The organism is Sporichthyaceae bacterium, from assembly GCA_036493475.1.
GTDB lineage: Bacteria > Actinomycetota > Actinomycetes > Sporichthyales > Sporichthyaceae > DASQPJ01.
This window is the reverse complement of sequence record DASXPS010000123.1, coordinates 1-18,163: the sequence shown is the minus strand read 5'-3', so window position 1 is coordinate 18,163 and position 18,163 is coordinate 1. Positions and strand designations below refer to the sequence as shown.

18 protein-coding genes are annotated in these 18,163 nt (G+C 69.4%); 11 read left to right on the top strand and 7 right to left on the bottom strand.

Annotation, left to right across the window (positions count from 1 at the left end; all coding sequences use genetic code 11):
• Positions 1-8: 8 nt before the first annotated feature.
• The 3 genes from VGJ14_13085 to VGJ14_13075 are packed head-to-tail and all read right to left on the bottom strand — an operon-like array spanning position 9 to position 2,934.
• Positions 9-1,058: an acyl-CoA dehydrogenase family protein gene (locus tag VGJ14_13085; GenBank protein HEY2833353.1), complete on the bottom strand. Its 1,050-nt coding sequence runs from the start codon at positions 1,056-1,058 to the stop codon at positions 9-11.
• Positions 1,059-1,069: 11 nt separating this feature from the next.
• Positions 1,070-2,167, bottom strand: coding sequence for an acyl-CoA dehydrogenase family protein (locus tag VGJ14_13080; protein HEY2833352.1), 1,098 nt, complete (start codon positions 2,165-2,167; stop codon positions 1,070-1,072).
• A 2-nt stretch (positions 2,168-2,169) separates the two neighbouring features.
• The gene (locus tag VGJ14_13075) at positions 2,170-2,934 is read right to left on the bottom strand and encodes an SDR family oxidoreductase (GenBank protein HEY2833351.1); all 765 of its coding nucleotides are present in this window, start codon (positions 2,932-2,934) and stop codon (positions 2,170-2,172) included.
• A gap of 78 nt (positions 2,935-3,012) precedes the next feature.
• Between VGJ14_13075 and VGJ14_13070 the strand changes: the two genes are divergently transcribed.
• Complete coding sequence (locus tag VGJ14_13070) at positions 3,013-3,771, top strand: SDR family oxidoreductase (GenBank protein HEY2833350.1); 759 nt, start codon at positions 3,013-3,015, stop codon at positions 3,769-3,771.
• Here the strand turns inward: VGJ14_13070 and VGJ14_13065 are convergent.
• From VGJ14_13065 to VGJ14_13055, 3 genes are read right to left on the bottom strand one after another with little or no spacing between them, the layout of a single operon-like run.
• Positions 3,758-4,564, bottom strand: a complete 807-nt coding sequence (locus VGJ14_13065; GenBank protein HEY2833349.1) for an alpha/beta hydrolase — start codon at positions 4,562-4,564, stop codon at positions 3,758-3,760. The two genes, VGJ14_13070 and VGJ14_13065, sit on opposite strands and share 14 nt — an antisense overlap.
• Complete coding sequence (locus VGJ14_13060; protein HEY2833348.1) at positions 4,564-5,739, bottom strand: acyl-CoA dehydrogenase family protein; 1,176 nt, start codon at positions 5,737-5,739, stop codon at positions 4,564-4,566. The genes VGJ14_13065 and VGJ14_13060 overlap by 1 nt, the downstream gene beginning before the upstream one ends.
• Positions 5,736-7,715 (bottom strand): NAD(P)/FAD-dependent oxidoreductase, encoded by a 1,980-nt coding sequence (locus tag VGJ14_13055; protein HEY2833347.1) that lies wholly within the window; start codon positions 7,713-7,715, stop codon positions 5,736-5,738. The genes VGJ14_13060 and VGJ14_13055 overlap by 4 nt, the downstream gene beginning before the upstream one ends.
• Before the next feature lie 124 nt (positions 7,716-7,839).
• On the opposite strand from VGJ14_13055, the gene VGJ14_13050 reads away from it, so the two are divergent.
• From VGJ14_13050 to VGJ14_13005, 10 genes are read left to right on the top strand one after another with little or no spacing between them, the layout of a single operon-like run.
• Positions 7,840-8,970 carry a Zn-dependent alcohol dehydrogenase gene (locus VGJ14_13050; protein ID HEY2833346.1) on the top strand — a complete coding sequence of 377 codons (1,131 nt, stop codon included), beginning with the start codon at positions 7,840-7,842 and terminating at the stop codon, positions 8,968-8,970.
• On the top strand, positions 8,967-10,742 hold the full coding sequence (locus VGJ14_13045) for a long-chain fatty acid--CoA ligase (GenBank protein HEY2833345.1): 1,776 nt from the start codon (positions 8,967-8,969) through the stop codon (positions 10,740-10,742). Before VGJ14_13050 ends, VGJ14_13045 begins: the two co-directional genes overlap by 4 nt.
• Entirely contained in the window at positions 10,739-11,377 is a 639-nt protein-coding gene (locus VGJ14_13040) for a TetR/AcrR family transcriptional regulator (protein ID HEY2833344.1), read from the top strand. Before VGJ14_13045 ends, VGJ14_13040 begins: the two co-directional genes overlap by 4 nt.
• 46 nt (positions 11,378-11,423) lie before the next feature.
• Positions 11,424-12,212 (top strand): enoyl-CoA hydratase/isomerase family protein, encoded by a 789-nt coding sequence (locus VGJ14_13035; protein HEY2833343.1) that lies wholly within the window; start codon positions 11,424-11,426, stop codon positions 12,210-12,212.
• An 18-nt stretch (positions 12,213-12,230) separates the two neighbouring features.
• Entirely contained in the window at positions 12,231-13,019 is a 789-nt protein-coding gene (locus VGJ14_13030) for an alpha/beta hydrolase (protein ID HEY2833342.1), read from the top strand.
• Positions 13,020-14,144, top strand: a complete 1,125-nt coding sequence (locus VGJ14_13025) for an acyl-CoA dehydrogenase family protein (GenBank protein ID HEY2833341.1) — start codon at positions 13,020-13,022, stop codon at positions 14,142-14,144.
• Positions 14,145-14,152: 8 nt separating this feature from the next.
• Entirely contained in the window at positions 14,153-15,352 is a 1,200-nt protein-coding gene (locus tag VGJ14_13020; protein HEY2833340.1) for a thiolase family protein, read from the top strand.
• Between the two features lie 4 nt (positions 15,353-15,356).
• Positions 15,357-16,115: an SDR family NAD(P)-dependent oxidoreductase gene (locus tag VGJ14_13015; GenBank protein ID HEY2833339.1), complete on the top strand. Its 759-nt coding sequence runs from the start codon at positions 15,357-15,359 to the stop codon at positions 16,113-16,115.
• On the top strand, positions 16,112-16,879 hold the full coding sequence (locus VGJ14_13010) for a crotonase/enoyl-CoA hydratase family protein (GenBank protein HEY2833338.1): 768 nt from the start codon (positions 16,112-16,114) through the stop codon (positions 16,877-16,879). Before VGJ14_13015 ends, VGJ14_13010 begins: the two co-directional genes overlap by 4 nt.
• Positions 16,876-17,871, top strand: coding sequence for an acyl-CoA dehydrogenase family protein (locus tag VGJ14_13005; protein HEY2833337.1), 996 nt, complete (start codon positions 16,876-16,878; stop codon positions 17,869-17,871). The genes VGJ14_13010 and VGJ14_13005 overlap by 4 nt, the downstream gene beginning before the upstream one ends.
• Positions 17,872-17,879: 8 nt before the next feature.
• Here VGJ14_13005 and VGJ14_13000 read toward each other — a convergent pair.
• Positions 17,880-18,163, bottom strand: a 284-nt coding sequence (locus VGJ14_13000) for an HNH endonuclease (protein ID HEY2833336.1), incomplete at its 5' end; no start/stop codon positions are given.

Below are 18,163 nucleotides of genomic sequence, written 5' to 3'. Positions count from 1 at the left end.
CCGGCCGGTCAGAGGGCGAGCCTGGTCACCAACTGCTCGCGGTGTGCGGCCGGCGCGCCGAACAGTAGCTCGGAGCTCTTGGCCCGCTTGTAGTACAGATGCGTGCGGTGCTCCCAGGTGAACCCGATGCCGCCGTGCAGTTGGATGCTCTCGGTCGCGACCCGGGCGTAGGCCTCGGAGCAGTGCGCCTTGGCCAACGCCGCGGCGACGGGTAGCTCTTCGGGGGCGGCGTCGGCGGCCCAGGCCGCGTACTGGGCCGCGGCCCGCGCCGACTCGACCTCCAACAGCATCTCGGTCCAGGTGTGCTTGATGGCCTGGAACGAGCCGATGGGGCGACCGAACTGCTCGCGCACCTTGGCGTACTCCACGGTCTGCTCCAGGCAGGCCGAGGCGCCGCCGACCTGCTCGGCGGCGAGTAACACGACCGCGATGTCGAGCACCTGACCGAGGATCGCCGCGCTGCCGATGCGCCGGGCGGGCACGGAGTCCAGGGTCAACCGGGCCTGCTTACGGGTCTGGTCCATGGTGGCCAGCAGTTCGCGCTTGACGCCGTTGGCATCGCCGGCCACCGCGAACAACCCGTCGCCGGCCGAGACCAGGATCAGGTCGGCCAGATGCCCGTCCAGCACGTGGTCCAACTCGCCGGTCAGCGTCCAGTCCGCGCGCTGTTGCACCGCCGTCGCCGCGTCGGTGGAGACCGTCGCGATGGTGGCGCCTGCGGCGATGTCCGGCAGGTACTGCGCGGCCGCGTCGCTCAACGCCAGCGCCGGGGCGGCCAGCGCGACGGTGGCGAAGTACGGCGCACACAGCAGGGCGCGCCCCATCTCCTCGAACACGATGGCCTGTTCCTGTAGCCCGAAACCCGCGCCGCCGTGCTCCTCCGCAATGGCCAAGCCGTGCAGGCCCAGTTGGGTGGCCATCTGATGCCACACCGCGGTGTCGTACCCGACCTCGGCCTCCATCAGCCGGCGCACCGCAGCATCGTCGGACTTCTCGGAGAGGAAGGCCCGCACGGTGCGCTGCAGTTCGGCCTGCTCGGGCGAGAGCGCGAAATCCATGATTCAGCCCCTCACCGCGGCAGTCCGAGGATTCGCTCGGCGACGATGTTGCGCAGGATGTTCGAGGTGCCGCCCATGATCGTGTAGCTGTTCGCGTAGCACAGCCCGCGCGAGACGTCGCCGGCCAACATCGCGTCGGCGCCGAAGGTACGCGCGGTGAAGTCGGCCACCTTCCGCTCGTGCTCGGTGCAGAACAGCTTGGTAGCCGCGCTGAATCCCTTGGGCGCCTGGCCCAGCGCCTCGCGGTAGACCAGCAATCGGCCCAGCCGGTAACGCGTTTCCAACTGCGCGACTTCTTGACGCACCAGCGGGTCGGTCATGTCCGCGCGGTCCAGGGCCCGCCGGTAGAGCGCGTGGTTGGACACCAGCCGGTCGATGCCGCCGCGTTCGTGTTCCAGCTGACGCATCGTCTGTTTGAACGCCGCGCCCGCCACGCCCACCAGATTCGTCGCCGGTACCCGCACGTCGGTGAAGAACACCTCGCAGAAGTGCGCGCCGCCGGCCATGTCTTTGATGGGGCGCACCTCGATGCCCGGCGAGTCCATCGACACGATCAGTTCACTGATCCCGGCGTGCGGCGGGCCATCGGCGCTGGTGCGGCAGATCAGGTAGACGAAATCGGAGACGGCGCCGAAGCTGGTCCAGATTTTCTGGCCATTGACCACGAAGTCCTCGCCGTCCCGCACCGCCCGGGTGCGCAGCGACGCCAGATCCGAGCCCGCCCCGGGTTCGGACATGCCGATGCACCAGGTCGCCTCGCCGGCCAGGATCGCGGGCAGGTAGCGCTGCTGCTGATCGGCGGTGCCGAAGGTGAAGATGGACGGCCCCATCTGCCGCTCCGCCACCCAGTAGGAGCCCACCGGCGCGCCCGCGCCGATGAGTTCCTCGGCGATGATCATGCGGTCGATCGCCGGGCGGCCGGCGCCGCCGAACTCTTTCGGCCAGGAGATACCGATCCAGCCCCGCGCGGCCAACTCCCGGGCGAAGGGCGGGCAGTAGCCGTTGATCCAGGAGTCCGCCGTCCAGCCGTAGCGCGCCACCGCGTCAGCGGCTACCTCCTTGGCCTCGGCGCGCAGTTGCTGCTGTTGCGCGGTCCAGGAAAAGTCCACCCCTACGCCCTCATGTATGCGCCGCCGGAGACGTTGATGATCTCACCGGTGATCGAGCGGCCGGTGTCGGCGGCCAGGAACAGCACCGCGTTGGCGATGTCCTCGGGGTCGATGGTGATCGGCAGCGGTTGGCGTTCGTGCAGCCGTTGCAGGTCCTCGGCCGGGATCATCCGGGCCAGGAACGGGTTGGGCACCAGACCCGGCGCGACGCCGTTGACCCGCACGCCGTAGCGGCCCACCTGCGCGGCGGCCGCCCGGGTCAACCCCAGCACGCCCGCCTTCGCCGACTGGTACGCGACGTTGTCCGGGATGACGTCCGTCCACGCCTCGATCGAGGCGATGTTGATGATCGACCCGGACCCGCGGGAGATCATGTGCGGCAGCACCGCGCGCATCAGCAGGAAATGGCCGGTCAGGCAGACGTCCATCACCCGACGCCAGGACTCGATGGAGGTCTCCCACAGCGCGGCCGGCTCCGAGGTGCCTGCGTTGTTCACCAGGATGTCGATGCGGCCGAACGCGCCGAGCACCTCGGAGACCACCGCGGTGACGCCGGCCTCATCGGTGACATTCAGCGGGCGGCCGAGCACCTTGCGCCCGGTCGCCTCGGTGATCGCCTCGGCGACCTTCGCGGTGCGCTTGGCATCGAGGTCAGTGATCACCACGTCCGCGCCCGCGGCAGCCAACACGCGCGCGGTGGCCGCGCCGATTCCGGCGCCGGCCGCCGCGGTGATCAGCGCTACCCGGCCGTCCAGGGTGCCCGTCATCCCGCACTCCTTGTAATATTGCGACTCTTCGTCGCAGAATAGTCACGGCCATTCGGCGAAGTAAAGGAGCGGGCGAAGATGCCTGGACTGGTGGACGGCAAGGTCGCGGTCATCACGGGTGCGGCAAGTGGCATCGGCAGGGCGGCGGCGCTCGCCCTGGCCAACGAGGGCGCGCGGGCGATCATCGTGGCGGACGTGCGCAAGGACCCGCGCGAGGGCGGCACGCCCACCCACGAGGCGGTGTCCTGCGAGGGTCGGTTCGTCATGTGCGACGTGTCCAAGCCCGCCGACCTGCAAGCCGCCGTCGCCGCCGCCGACGAGTTCGGTGGCATCGACATCATGGTGAACAACGCGGGCATCGTGGTCATGGGCGACTTCCTGTCCTTCACCGAGGAACAGTACGACCGGCAGATGGACGTCAACGCCAAGGGCGTGTTCTTCGGCACCCAGGCCGCCGCGCAGCGCATGGTGGCCAAGGGCGGCGGCGCCATCGTGAACGTGTCCAGTGTGCTGGGCATGGTCGGCAGTGGCGCGGTGGTGGCCTACTCCACCTCGAAGGGCGCGATCAAGCTGATCACCTACTCGGCGGCGAATTACCTTGCCCCGCAAGGCATTCGGGTCAACGCGGTGCACCCCGGCGTGGTCGGCACCGAGTTGGTCACCGCCGACTTCGGCCTGCCGATGGAGGCGGCCACCCAGGTGTTCCCGATCCCGCTGGGTCGCCCGGCCACCCCGGACGACGTGACCGGCGCGATCGTGTTCCTGGCCAGCGACATGTCCGCCTATATGACCGGGTCGTCGGTCGTGGTCGATGGCGGCATGATCACGAAAATGTAGTGAGGAAACCGAGCAGCGCCTGGTCGAAGGCTGCGGGCACTTCCAGCATCGGGTAGTGCCCGCAGTCCAGAGTGATCAGTCGCCCGTCGCTCAGCCGCTCCTGCAGCCAGGCAGCGCCCTCGATCGGACTCACCGGGTCGACGGCGCCCATGATCTGACACACCGGCAGTTTCAGCATCGGCAGGTCGGCGATCTGATCGGTGTGCAGATACGTGGGATAGCTCGCGATCGCCGCCCAGGACGGCATCTGCAGTTGCATGCGCAGCAACCAGGCAGTCACATCGGGGTCGGGTTCAGTGGCAAATGCGCTCTGGATGGTGCGGCGACGCGTGACGATTCGCTTGGTGCGCTCCAGGTGCACCAGGCGGCCCTCCAGGTCGGCACCGGCCGGGCCGAATTGGTACTCCGCGCTGCGGCTGGCCCGGACGCCATTGGAACCGACCATGACCAGCGCCGACACCCGGTCGGGGGCGGTCACGGCCACCCGCATGGCGATCTGACCGCCGAACGACCAGCCCACCAGCACGGCCTCCGACACCTCGAGAGCGTCCAGCACGACCAACACATCGGCGGCCAAGCGGTCCATTCCATAGCCCTGTAAGGGTTTCGCCGACTTCCCCGTGCCACGCACATCGAGAGCGATGACCCGGTACCCGTGGTGGGTGAGGAGTTCGACCTGCCCCTGCCAGGCTTCACTGTTCAGGCCGAAACCGGCGATCAGCACCACCGGGTGGCCGCTGCCGTGGTCCTCGACGTGGATCCCGACGCCGGGCTCCACCTCGACCAGCGGCATCAGCGCAGCCCGTAGGTGGCGGCGATGATCTCCCGCTGGATCTCATTCGTGCCGGCGTAGATGCACGGGGCCAGCGCGTCGCGCACGTGGCGCTCCATGTCGTACTCGCAGGCGTAGCCGTAGCCGCCCATCATCTGCATGCCCTCCAGCGCCACCCGCTTCGCGGTCTCGGTGACCTTGAGCTTGGCCATCGAGGTGAGCCGGGTGAGCTGCTCCGGGGTGCCGCGACCGGTGTCCACCCGCTGCGCCACGTCGTAGGTGAGCAATCGACAGCACTCCACCTCGGTGGCCACCTCCGCGATGCGGTGACGCAGTGCCTGGAAGGTGCCGATGGCCTTGCCGAACTGCTTGCGGGTGCGGACGTAGTCGAGCAGATCATCCAGGGTGCGTCGGGCCATGCCGATGCCCTGCGCGGCGCACACCACGCGTTCGCCGTTGAGGCCCGCCATCACCTGCGGCCAGGCCCGGCCGACCTCGCCCACCACGCATTCGTCCGGGATGAACACGTCGGTGAGGTAGACGTCGTTGACCTCGCGCCCACCCATGGTGTCGATGCCGCGGATGTCCACGCCGGGCAGCGAGGTGGACACCTCGAACGCGGTGAGCCCGGCCTGCCGGGAGTCCTCCCGGCTGGTGCGCGCGATCAGCAGCAGGCGCTCGGCGATGTGCGCGGAGGAGCACCAGGTCTTCTGCCCGTCCAGGATCCAGCCGCCGTCGCCGCGCACCGCGCGGGTGGAGATGTTGCCGACGTCGGAGCCGGCCTCCGGTTCGGAGATGGAGATGGCGAAGACGGCCCCGGCCGCGATGGCGCCGAGCGCGTCGAGCTTCTGCTTCTCGGTGCCGTAGCGCTTGTAGAAGCTGGACACCGTGGCCGAGGAGCCGGCGCCGTTGATCGGGGCCATGCCCCGCCAGGTCTCCTCCCAGAACACCGTGTACTCGACCAGCCCGACGCCCGCACCCCCGTATTCCTCGGGGATGTAGAGCCCGGCCCAGCCCAGGTCCGCCATCTTCCGATACAGCGCCTGGTTGTGCGCGTGCTTGCCGTTCTCGGTCAGCGCGTCGCGCTGCTCCCGGGTGCCGCACTCACGTCGGCAGAACTCCGCGATGCTCTCCGCCAGCGCGGCCTGCTCCTCGGTGAGCAGCAGCTCGGTGGTGGGCGCAATCGCGGCAGTCATCCCGCCGCCGCCTGCTTCGTCGAGGTGACGTGGAAGTCGTTCGGGTCGATCTCGTGGGTCATGTGCCAGTACTCGACGTTGGTCCACGGCATCGGCACCACGATGCGGCCGCGGGCGTTGCGGTAGTACGTGCTCATGCCGGGGTGCGACCAGATCGTGCCCTGCAGCGCGTCGGTGATCTGCTTGTCGTAGCCGTCGTGCACCTCTTGCCGCACCTCGACGCTGGTGGCCGCGCCGGAGCAAAGCAACAGCAGGAGCGACATGACGTAGCGCACCTCCATCTCGATGGTGAGCGCGGCACTGCCGCCGTGCGCGGCGAAAGTGTTCGGGCCGAGGAGCATGAAGAAGTTCGGGAAGTCCGGGACCGTGACGCCCAGATAGGCGCGCGCGTCGTCCTCGCCCCACGTCTCGCGCAACGTCCGCCCGGACCGGCCGCGGACCTCCATCGGGCCGAGTACCCGCACCGCGTGGAACCCGGTGGCCAACACCAGGATGTCGACCTCGTGCTCGTTGCCGGCGGCGTCGACGACGCTGTGCGGGCGCACTTCGGTGACGGAGTCGGTGACCAGCGTGATGTCGTCCCGGCACATGGTGCGGAACCAGCCATTGTCCAGCAGCGGTCGCTTGCCGTACGGCGGGTAGCTGGGTAGGCACTTGTCCAACAGGTCGGTGCGCTCGCCCAGTTCGGTGCGGATGTAGTCGGTGAGGTACTCCCGGTGCCGATCGTTGCTGCGGTTGACCGCGCGCTCCGGGTGCGCCCACTGCGGGTCGATCTGCAGCGCCGGGTAAAGCCGGTCGCCGAAGTTCCACACCAGCCGCAGGCGGTACCAGCCCAAATAGAACGGCACGTACGTCATCAGGAATTGGGTGGCCGCGCTGGTCTGCCGCATGTAGTTGTCATTGGGCAGACCCCATTGCGGCGAGCGCTGAAAGACCGTCACGTGCGCGGCGTCGTCGGCGATGTTGGGCACCAACTGCATCGCGCTCGCCCCGGTGCCGATGACCGCGACCCGCTTGCCGCGCAGATCGATCGAGCTGTCCCACGCAGCGGTGTGCATGCGGGGACCGACGAAGTCGTCCAGGCCGGCGATGTTCGGCACCGAGGGTCGGTTGAGCAGCCCGACGCCGGTGATCACCGCGTTGGCGACCAGCTGCGTGCGGGTGCCGTCGGCCTCTCGGACGGTGACCCGCCACAACTGGGCGGGGTCGTCCCAGGCCATCGCCTCCACCTCGCTGTTGAAGCGGATGTGGCGGCGCAGGTCGTAAACGTCGGCCAGGTGCTCCAGGTAGTCGTGCAGCTCGTCCCGCTTGGCGAAATACCGCGACCAGGTCGGCGACTGGGCGAAGGAGAAGCAGTACAGGTGGCTGGGGGTGTCCACACCGCAACCGGGATAGGTGTTCTCCAGCCAGGTGCCGCCGACGCTCGGATTCTTTTCCAGGATGGAGAAAACGACGCCGGATTTCTGCAGCTTGACCGCCGCGCACAGCCCGGACAGACCCGCCCCGATGATGAGTACCTCGATCGGATTGGTCACCCCCTCCAGGTCGGGCACCACGTCGCGATCCACCACGCCCAGCTCCTCGGCGAGCAAACCGCCGATGTCCTCGGGCAGCCGCTGGCTGTTGCCCAACGACAGCGACAGCATCCGCACCAGGCGTTGCGGGCTCGGCGCCGGCGCGGCCTCGAGCTTGCCGTCGTGCCAGGCCCGCAGCACCGCGAACGCCTCGGCCCGCGCTTGCGCCTGCAACTCCTCGGACAGCCCGGCCGAGTCATGGTCGTCGACACCCAACGGAGCGCCCGGCGCGAACGGGCCGGTGAGCCACTCGTCGTCCCCGGTCAGTTGCGCCAGGGCAGCGAGCAACGTCGGCAGGTTGGCTTCGGCAAGGGCAGCACGCAGCTCGTCATCGCAGACATCACCACGACGCAGATCCGCCGGCGAGCAGATCCGGAAGTCGCCGTCTTTTTGACTCGCCACGTCTCAATAATATGAGACGCGGCGTCTCAGTCAAGACCGACGGGGCGTCACCGATTGCGTTGACGCCCCGCCGACCTGCACGCTATTAATCAGACCTTTTGGATCAAAAATCGGTTGGAACGGGGTGAGGACCACGACCCTGGCCGCTGTTTGCACCCGCCTGCACAAGCCACTGGAGGTCGTGGACCTGCAGGTGGAGGCCCCGCGGGCGGGCGAGGTTGCCGTCCGGATGGCCGCCGCGGGCATCTGTGCCTCGGACCTTTCCGTGCGCAACGGCGCGCTGCCCGGTCCGCTGCCGATCGTGCTCGGCCACGAGGGTGCTGGCGTCATCGAGGCAATCGGCGCCGGCGTCGACCGGCTCGCCGTCGGCGACCATGTGGCGATCTGTGCGATGCCGCAGTGCGGGCAGTGCTACCGCTGCAAGCGCGGTCAGACCGGGTTGTGCGAGCGCGGCGACGGCGTGCTGTTCAGCGGCGCCCAATTGGACGGCACGCTGCGGTGTGCTACCGCGGACGGAGTTCCGGTCGCGCAGATGGTCGCCGCGGGCACCTTCGCCGAACAGGTCGTGGTGCCCGCGATCTCAGTAGTGCCACTGCCCCGCGATTTCCCACTGGCTCCGGCCGCGCTGCTCGGCTGCGCGGTACTGACCGGCATGGGTGCGGCGCTGCACACCGCCTCCATCCGCGCCGGCGACACGGTGGTGGTGATCGGCTGCGGCAGCGTGGGGCTGACCGCAATCCAGGGCGCGCGACTGGCCGGGGCGGGACGGATCCTGGCCATAGACCTCGTTGAGACGAAACTGGACCTGGCCCACACGCTGGGCGCCACCGACGTCATCCCGGCCCGTGATGCCGATCTTGTCGCTGCGGTAAGGGACCTGACCGCGGGTCGCGGCGCCGACGTCACCATCGAGGCGGTCGGCGCGCAGGTCACGGTGGACGCGGCGATCCGGATGACCGACAAGGGCGGCGAGGTGGTCTTCGTCGGTGCGGGTGGACCGCAGACCCGGATCGACATCCCGCAGTTCCGCGGTTTGGTGGGCAGCGCGAAGACGCTCAAGGGTTGCCTGTTCGGTGCCGCCGACATCCACCGTGACATTCCGCGATTCGTCGAGCACTATCGGGCCGGCGAGCTTGTCCTCGATTCGCTGGTGTCCCGGACCTTCACCCTCGGCGAGATCAACGAGGCCATGGCGGCGGTCGCCGCGGGTGAAGTTATCTCTGCGATCGTGGCGTTCCAAGGAGCGGCGGCATGACCGGATCGGCATTGGCGGCGGGCAACCTCTGCGAGGCGTTCGCGCACACCGTGGCCGAGCGGCCCGACCAGATCGCAATGCGCTCCTCCGCCGGCACGGTGTCGCTGACCTGGTCGCAGGTCGATGCCGAAGTGCGCGCGGCCGCGGCGGGCCTGGGCGCGCTCGGGGTCGGGGTCGGCGGCACCACGGCGATGATGCTCAGCAACCGTTACGAGGCGCCGGTGGTGGACCTGGCCACGCTGCACCTGGGCGCGGTGCCGGTGTCGGTATACAACAGCTCCGCCGCGAGCCAATTGACCTACCTGCTCGATGATTCGGGCGCCGATGTGTTGGTCACCGAAGCGGCATTTGCCGACAAGGCAAGGGCGGCAATTGCGCAGAGCGCCCGCAGGCCGGTGCTCGTTGTCATCAACTTCTCCGGCGCGGAGCCCGATTGGCCAACCTTGCTGTCGCTCGCGCCTCCGCTCGCTCCCGGCGCGCGACCCGATCTCGCCCCCGACGATGTGCTGACCGTGGTCTACACCTCGGGCACCACCGGCGTCCCCAAGGGCGCGGAGCTCACTCACTTCAACATCCTCGAGCAGATCCGTGGGCTGCACTCGCTGGGTCGGTTGCCCGCAGGTGGGCGGGCGCTGTCCTATCTGCCGTTCGCGCACATGGGCGACCGACTGTGCGCCTACTACATGCCGCTGGTGATGGGCGCGTCCATCACGTACCACCCGGTGCCGAAGACGGCCGCCGGCTTGCTGCCGGAGATCCAACCAACCCTGTACATGGCGGTGCCGCGCATCTGGAACCACCTGCAGAGCGTCGCGGTGCAGTTCATCTCCAACTCCACGCGCAAGGACGAATTCGAGGAGGCCGTCGAACTCGGCTCGCGCCTGCATGACGACCGGTTGGCGGACCGCCCGGGCGAGGAGGCGACCCGGGCGGCGTGGCAGGCGCATGACCCGGTATTGCGCGAGCTGCGCCGCGCCCTCGGCCTGGATGCGGGCGAGCTGCTGTTCACCGGAGCCGCGCCGTTGCCGCCGGAGACCCTGCGCTTCTTCGCGGCCATCGGCGTGGACCTGTGCGAGTGCTACGGGCAGAGCGAGACCGCGGGGATCATCCTGTGCAACCCGGCCGGAGCGGCGCGTCCGGTCACCAACGGCCTGCCCCTGCCCGGCGTCGAGGCGCGGATCGAGCCCGACGGCGAGCTGCTGCTCAAGGGCCCCATGGTGATGAAGGGTTATCGCGGCAAGCCGGAGCTCACCGCGGAGGCCATCGACGCCGAGGGCTGGCTGCACACCGGCGACGTGTTCGTCACCGACGAGGCCGGGTACTACCGCATCGTCGACCGCAAGAAGGAGATCCTGGTCTCCTCCGCCGGCAAGAACGTCTCGCCGGTACTGGTGGAGAACACGTTGGCCGCGGCCACGCCGCTGATCGCCACCTCGGTGTGCATCGGCGACGCCCGCGCCTACATCACCGCGTTGATCGTGCTGGAGCCCGAGCTGACCGCGAGCATCACCGGGGACACCGATCCGGCGCGCAATGCCGCGCACCCGGAGGTGCTGCACCGGCTGCGCACCGCTGTCCAGGAAGCGAACGAGAACCTCAATGCGGCCGAGCGGGTGCGCCGCTTCCTGGTCGTGCCGGGGGTGTGGTTGCCCGGCACCGAGGAACTGACCCCCACCATGAAGGTGCGCCGCAAGCCCATCGACGCGAAGTACGCCGCGGAGATCGACTTGCTGTACGGCCCACCCGCCGAGCGCGTCCTGGACGTCTCGTGACTGACGCGCCGTTACGGTTGGCCCCGATGGAGGAGAACGGCGCGCCCCGGGGTCGCGGTCGGCCGCGTCGCGACATCAATCGTGAGCAAGTGGCCGACGCGGTCGAGGAAATCTTCGAGGACGGCGGCTACGAGGCCGTCTCCATCGAGGAGACGGCCAAGCGGCTGGGCGTCTCCCGCGCCACGCTCTACCGGACCGTGCCGTCCAAGGAGCACCTGCTGGCCATCCTGTTCGAGCGGATGACCACCGAGCTCTACGCCGCCGCACAGGCCATCGTGGAGGACCCGACGCTGTCCGCGCGGGAACGGCTGGAACGCCTGGTGCGCGAGCAGATCGACGCCGCGTTCCGGCAGCGCAAGTACCTGCTGGTGTTCTTCGGCGGCGGTGGGCTGCCCGCCGAGGACCTGGAGAGGTGGGCCACCTGGCGGCGCGCCTACGAAGGTCTGTGGATCGCCGTGGTCACCGCCGCCATCGCCAGCGGCGACCTGCCGGACGACGATCCGCGACTGGTCACCCGGCTGCTCACCGGCATGACCACCTGGGTGGCTCGCTGGGTCCGACCCGACGGTCCGTTCGACTCCGCGCACATCGCCGATGTCGCCCTGCGTCTTGTGCTGCCCGGGACGAAAGAATAGTCTCCCGATTACTGAGACCGGCAAGCTCAAAAACCAAGGGGCGAGTGTGGAGCACCGTGCGTTGACCCTGCGCGTCGACGGATCGGTTGCCGAGATCACGCTGAGCCGGCCGGAATTGTTCAACCGGTTCGACGACGTGCTGCACATCGAGCTGAGCGCAGCGTTGGAGTCGATTCGGGCCGACGAGAAGGTCCGCGCGGTGGTGTTGGCGTCCACCGGCAAGGTGTTCTCCGCGGGCGGGGACTTCGACCTCATGCGCGCCGCGCAGGCCGACGTGGGGACCCGCCTGCGCATCGTCGACGACGGACGGCGCCTGCTCGACGCGCTGATCTCGCTGCCCCAGCCGCTGGTCATCGCGCTGCACGGGGCCGCGATCGGGCTCGGCGCCACCGTGGTGCTCACCGCCGATGCCGTGGTCGCCGCCCGCACGGCGTCGCTGTCCGACCCGCACGTGCACATGGGCCTGGTGGCCGGAGACGGTGGCTGCCTGGTGTGGCCGCAGGCCGTCGGCATGCTGCGGGCCCGGCGGCACCTGCTCACCGGGGACCAGGTCGACGCGTCGACCGCGTTCGCCATGGGATTGGTCACCGACCTCGTGGAGACCGCCGACGACGTGCTGCCCGCGGCCCGCGCGCTGGCCACCCGGATTGCGGCGCTGCCGCCGCTGGCCGTGCAGGGCACCAAGCGGGCGCTGAACCGGGTCACCCAGCAGCGCGCGGGCGAGGTTGTGGACCTGGCCCTGGCCCACGAGGAGACCACACTGGCGTCGCAGGATCTAATCGAGGCTATCGATGCTTTCCAGCAGCGCCGTCCCGGTAGCTTCTCGGGCCGCTGAACCACTCGGAGGATTCCCGTGCCCATCGCGGAACTGAACGGCAACAAGCTCTACTACGAGGTCACCGGTGACGGACCCGAGACGCTGATCTTCTCCCACGGCGCGTTCCTCGACCACACGGTGTGGGACCTCGTGGTGGCCGAACTGTCCGGTGACTACCGGTGCATCACCTGGGACGCGCGCGGGCACGGCATGTCCGAGTGCAACGGCCCGTTCGACTACTGGGACGCCGCCAACGACGCGCTGGGCCTGCTCGACGTCGTTGGTGCCGACGAGGCGGTGTTCGTGGGCATGTCGCAGGGTGGCTGGCTGAGCCAGCGCGCTGCGCTGAGCACGCCGGAGAAGGTCCGCGGCCTGGTGCTGCAGGGCACCTCGGTCAGCCTGCTCACCGAGGAGGAGCAGGCGGGCTACGCCCAGCTCGGGGAGGCCTGGGTGACCGCGGGCCCGGTCGGCGACATCGCGAACGCGGTGCTGGGCATTCAGTTCGCCGGCTCGGACTACGACGGCTCGTACTACATCCAGCGGTGGCAGTCCAAGCCGCCGTCGGCCTGGGCCCAGGTGTGGCAGACCATCCTCAACCGCGACGACATCAGCGACCAGGTCAAAAAGTTCGCCTGTCCGGTGGCCGTGGTGCACGGCAGCGAAGACGCGGCGTTCTCCGTCGACATCGCCCGGGCGACCGGGTACATGGTGCCCTACTCCCTCGGTGTGACCGTCATCGTGGGCGGCCCGCACGCCGCCGCGCTGACCCACCCGCTCGAGGTGTGCGCTGCCATCCGGACCTTCATGCAGGGCCTGTCCGGGTAAATGCGGCGGACGGTTCTGGACGAGCGGCACGAGGCTTTCCGCAAGGAGGTCCGGGCCTTCCTGACCGATGAGGTCGTCCCGGAGTACGCGGACTGGGAACAGGCCGGGGCACCGCCGCGCAACTTCTGGCCGCGCGCGGCGGCGGTCGGCATCCTCGGCATCGGCGTGCCGACCGAGTACGGCGGCACACCGGGCACCACCTACCTGCACAGCGCCGTGTTCGCCGAGGAGGCGCAGGCGCTCGGCCTGGCGCTGGGCGGCGTGCGGGTGCTGGTGGACATCTGCATGCCGTACTACCTGTGCTACGGCACCGCAGAGCAGAAGCAGCGCTGGGTGACGCGGTTGACCGCCGGGGACGCGGTGGCCGCGATCGCCATGTCCGAACCGGCCACCGGCTCGGACCTCAAGGGCATGGTCACCTCGGCCCGCCGGGAGGGCGATCGCTACATCGTCAACGGCGCCAAGACGTTCATCTCCAACGGTACGCACGCCGATCTGGTGCTGGTCGCGGTGAGAACCGACCGGGACGCGGGCCGGGACGGCATCAGCCTGCTGGTGATCGAGGAGGGCATGCCCGGCTTCTCCCACGGGTCCAAGCTGCACAAGATCGGGCAGCAGGCCCAGGACCTCGCCGAGTTGTTCTTCGACGACGTCGAGGTCCCGGTGGCCAACCTGCTCGGCGAGGAGAATCGCGGCTTCGCCTACCTCACCGCGAATCTGGCGCAGGAGCGGTTGTCCATCGGGGTCAATTCGCAGGCCGCCGCGGTCGCGGCATTGGCGGCTGCGGTGGAGTTGGTGGGTGCGGGGCCGCGGCCCGGGCAGCACGTGAAATTCGAGTTGGCCGCGTGTGCCACCGATGTGGCAGCCGGGCAGGCGATTGTCGACCAAGCGCTCGCCGCGCACGAGGTCGGCGAGCTCAGCCCCGCCGACGCCGCGATGGTGAAGTTGTTCTGCACCGAGTTGCAGGGCCGAATTGTCGACCGCTGTGTGCAGTTGTTGGGCCCCAAGGGTGTGCAGCGCTCGTCGCGATTGGGCCGGGCCTACGCCGACGCCCGGGTCAGCCGAATCTACGGCGGGTCCAGCGAAATCATGAAGGTCATCGTCAGTCAGGGACTGGGACTGTGAGGAGCACCATGCGCGACGCGGTCATTGTCGACGCCGTCCGATCGCCGATGGCGAAGGGCAAGGCGCCCGGGGACGGCAAGCCCGGCGGGGCGATGTCCGGCGTGCACGCGGTGGAGTTGCTCGCCCAGACTCTGCGCGGGCTCATCGATCGCAACCCGGCGCTGAACCCGGCCGAGGTGGAGGACGTGCTCATCGGCTGTGTCAGCCAGGTCTCCGAGCAGGCCGGGTGCATAGGACGCTGGGCCTGGCTCGGCGCGGGTCTACCCGAGCACGTGCCCTCGGCCACCGTGGACCGACGCTGCGGGTCCAGCCAGCAGGCCGCCGACTTCAGCGCGGCGGGCGTCATCGCCGGCGTCTATGACGTGGTGATCGCGGGCGGCGTGGAATCCATGAGCCGCATCCCGATGGGCTCCGCCCGGCAGGGCGCCGACGTGTACGGTCCGTCCGCCACCGCCCGCTACGCGCCGGGCATGGTGCCGCAGGGAATTTCCGCCGAGATCGTCGCGGCGCGCTGGAAATTGGACCGCGAGACCCTCGACGCGTATGCAGCGCGCTCACACCAGCGAGCGGCGGCCACCGCCGCCTCTGGTGGGTTCACCAACGAGATCGTGCCGATCACCACGCCCGACGGCGTCTTCGCGGCCGACGAGTCCATCCGTCCGCAGACCACCGCGGAGGGCCTGGCCGGATTGAGGCCCGCGTTCGAGAACCCCGACATGAGCGCGCGGTTCCCGCAGATCAACTGGTCGATCACCGCGGGCAACTCCTCGCAGATCACCGACGGCGCGACCGCCATGCTCATCATGAGCGCGGAACGCGCTGCCGCCCTGGGCCTGCGCCCGCGGGCCCGGTTCCACGCGTTCGCGGTCGCCTCCGACGACCCGATCACCATGCTGTCCGGGCCCATCCCGGCCACCGAGAAGGCGCTGAAGCGCTCCGGTCTGAGCATCGATCAGATCGACCACTACGAGGTCAACGAGGCGTTCGCGTCGGTGCCGCTGGCCTGGGCCTCCCACTTCGACGCCGACCCCGCGAAGCTCAACCCGCGCGGCGGCGCGATCGCGTTGGGTCACCCGCTCGGTGCCTCCGGTGCGCGGCTGATGGCCACCATGCTCAACCACCTCGAGGCCACCGGCGGCCGGTACGGCCTGCAGACCATGTGCGAGGCCGGCGGCATGGCCAACGCCACCATCATCGAAAGGCTCTGAGCACATGGATATCGCAGGCAACTCCGCCCTGGTTACCGGCGGCGCCTCGGGCCTCGGCCTGGCCAGCGCCCGCGCGCTGGCCAAGGCCGGCGCGAAGGTCACCATTCTCGACCTGCCCACCTCGGCCGGGGCGGAGGTGGCCGCCGAGCTCGGCGGCACCTTCGTCGCCGCCGATGTCACCGACACCGCGCAGGTCGAGGCGGCGATGGACGCGGCCGAGGCGGCCGGCACGCTACGCGCCGTCGTGCACTGCGCGGGCAAGGGCGGACCGGTGCGGGTGGTGGAAAAGGACGGCAGCCCGGGCTCGCTGGAGAAATACACCGACACCGTCACGGTGAACCTCATCGGCAGCTTCAACGTACTGCGCCTGGCCGCCGCGCGGATGGCGCGCACCGAGTCCGTCGACGGCGAGCGCGGGATTGTCATTCTGACTGCGTCGGTGGCCGCGTACGAGGGCCAGATCGGCCAGATCCCGTACGCCTCATCCAAGGCGGGCATCGTCGGCATGACCATCGTGGCCGCGCGCGACCTGGCGTCGAAACAGATCCGGGTGTGCACCATCGCGCCCGGCCTGTTCGACACGCCCCTGCTCGCCCGCCTCCCGGAGCCGGTGAAGGAGTCCCTGGGCAAGTCGGTGCCGCACCCCAGCCGGCTGGGCACACCGGATGAGTACGCGAAGTTGGCGCTGGCCATCATCGACAACCCGATGCTCAACGGCGAGACGATCCGGCTGGACGGCGCGATCCGCATGGCGCCCCGATGAGCGATCTCGTGCTGTTCGAAACCTTCGACGGCGTCGCGGTTCTCACGCTGAACCGACCGGAACGCCGCAACGCCATCGACCTGCCCACGGCGGAAGCGTTGAGCGCCGCGCTGAGCGAACTCGACGAGCGCGACGACCTGGTGGTCGGGGTGATCACGGGCAACGGCCCGGTGTTCTCCGCGGGTATGGATCTGAAGGTGATCGCGGCCGGTGGGCCGCGGCCGATCGTGCCGGGACGCGGCGCATTCGGCATCGTGGAGCAGCCGCCGGCCAAGCCGTTGATCGCCGCGGTCGAGGGCGCGGCGTTGGCCGGTGGCTTCGAGATCGCGCTGGCCTGTGACCTCATCGTGGCGGCGGACAACGCATCGTTTGGCCTGCCCGAGGTGAAACGTGGGCTGGCCGCCGCGGCGGGTGGTGCCGTCCGGTTGCCGCAGCGCATCCCTTACATGCACGCGATGCGCATGATCCTCACCGGAGAGCCGATCTCTGCCCAACGCGCCTTCGAACTCGGCCTGGTCGTGGAGCTGACCCTGCCGGGTGGCGCGCTCGCTGCCGCGAGGGCGCTGGCCACCACCATCGCCGCGAACGCACCGCTGGCGGTGCGCACGTCCAAGCAGGTGGTGAACCTGGTGCAGGGCGCATCCCTGGACGAGGCGTTCGAGCGGCAACGGCCGTTGATGCAGCGAATCCGCGAATCCGCCGACGCTCGCGAGGGCGCGGTGGCGTTCGCGGAGAAGCGGGAACCGAAGTGGACCGGGCGGTGATTGTCCGCACGGTGTATGACGCCGACCACGAGGCCCTGCGGGACTCGGTGCGCCGGTTCCTGGCCGAGCAGGCCGTGCCGCACCGGCAGCGGTGGGACGGCGCGGGCATCGACCCGGAGTTCTGGACCGCGGTGCACAAGTACGGCTTCCTCGGCCTCAGCGCGGAAGACCCGCGTTTCGCCGCCGTGGTGCTCGAGGAGGCCATGGCCGCCGGGTTGCCCGCGGTGGCGCTGATGCTGGCCGGGCACGAAAGCTTCGCACCGCTGACCGGGCGGGCCGTGTCGGGTCTGCTCGCCGTGGTCGATGCGGGCTCGATGCGCGCCGAGCAGTCGGACGACCGCTGGGTGCTCACCGGTGCCGCGGACTCGGTCATCAACGGGAACAGCGCGGGGTTGCTCTTGGTGGTCGCGACTGATGGTGCATCAGACATGGTGTTCGCGGTGGATCCTGCTGCCGCGGGTGTGCACCGCTCCCCCGCCGACGCCCTGCTCGGGCTGGACGCCGCCGACGTCGCCGACCTGCGCTTCGACGCGACCCCGGGCGATCTCATCGACGCGGACCTGGCGGCGGGCCGGGCCGGGCATCACCTGTTGCTGGCCGTCGCGGCCATGGCCGGCGCACGAACAGCGCTGGCCATGACGGTCGAATACGTCAAGCAGCGCAAGGCATTCGGGCGACCCATCGCGGAGTTCGAGAACACCCAGCACGTGTTGGCCGGTGTGGGTGCGCAGGTGACCGCCGTGGGCGCCTTCGTCGATAATTGCCTGGCCGAGGGCGCCTCACTGCGGCCGGCGGAGGCAGCCGCGGCGAAGTGTTGTGCCGCGGATGTATTGGCGCTCGCCGTAGACGCGGGCGTGCAACTACACGGCGGCTACGGCTACATGTGGGAGTACCCGATCGCACGGGCCTACGCGGCCGCGCGGTTCTTCCGCCTGCACGGTGACGCCGGCGAGCACCTCAACAGCACGCTCGCCAACGCCATCGGCCTCTGACCTCGCTCTCAGAACGGCGGGGGGTCGTCGTCGTTCGGTGGTGGGGCTTTCCGGCGTGAGGATGGTGTGGGGATCTCAATGGTCTCGACGGGTTTGACCTCGCCGTCGGTGCCGGGTGGTCGGGTTCGATAGACCCGTCTGCTGGGGGTGGTGAAGGTGAAGTTCCCGTCGGGGTCCTGGTAGACCTTCCAGCCGGGTGCGTCCTTGAGTTGGTGGTGGTGGGTGCAGAAGTCACCGAGGTTGGCCCGCACGGTCAGTCCGCCGTGTTCGCGTCGGATGGTGTGGTCGGTTT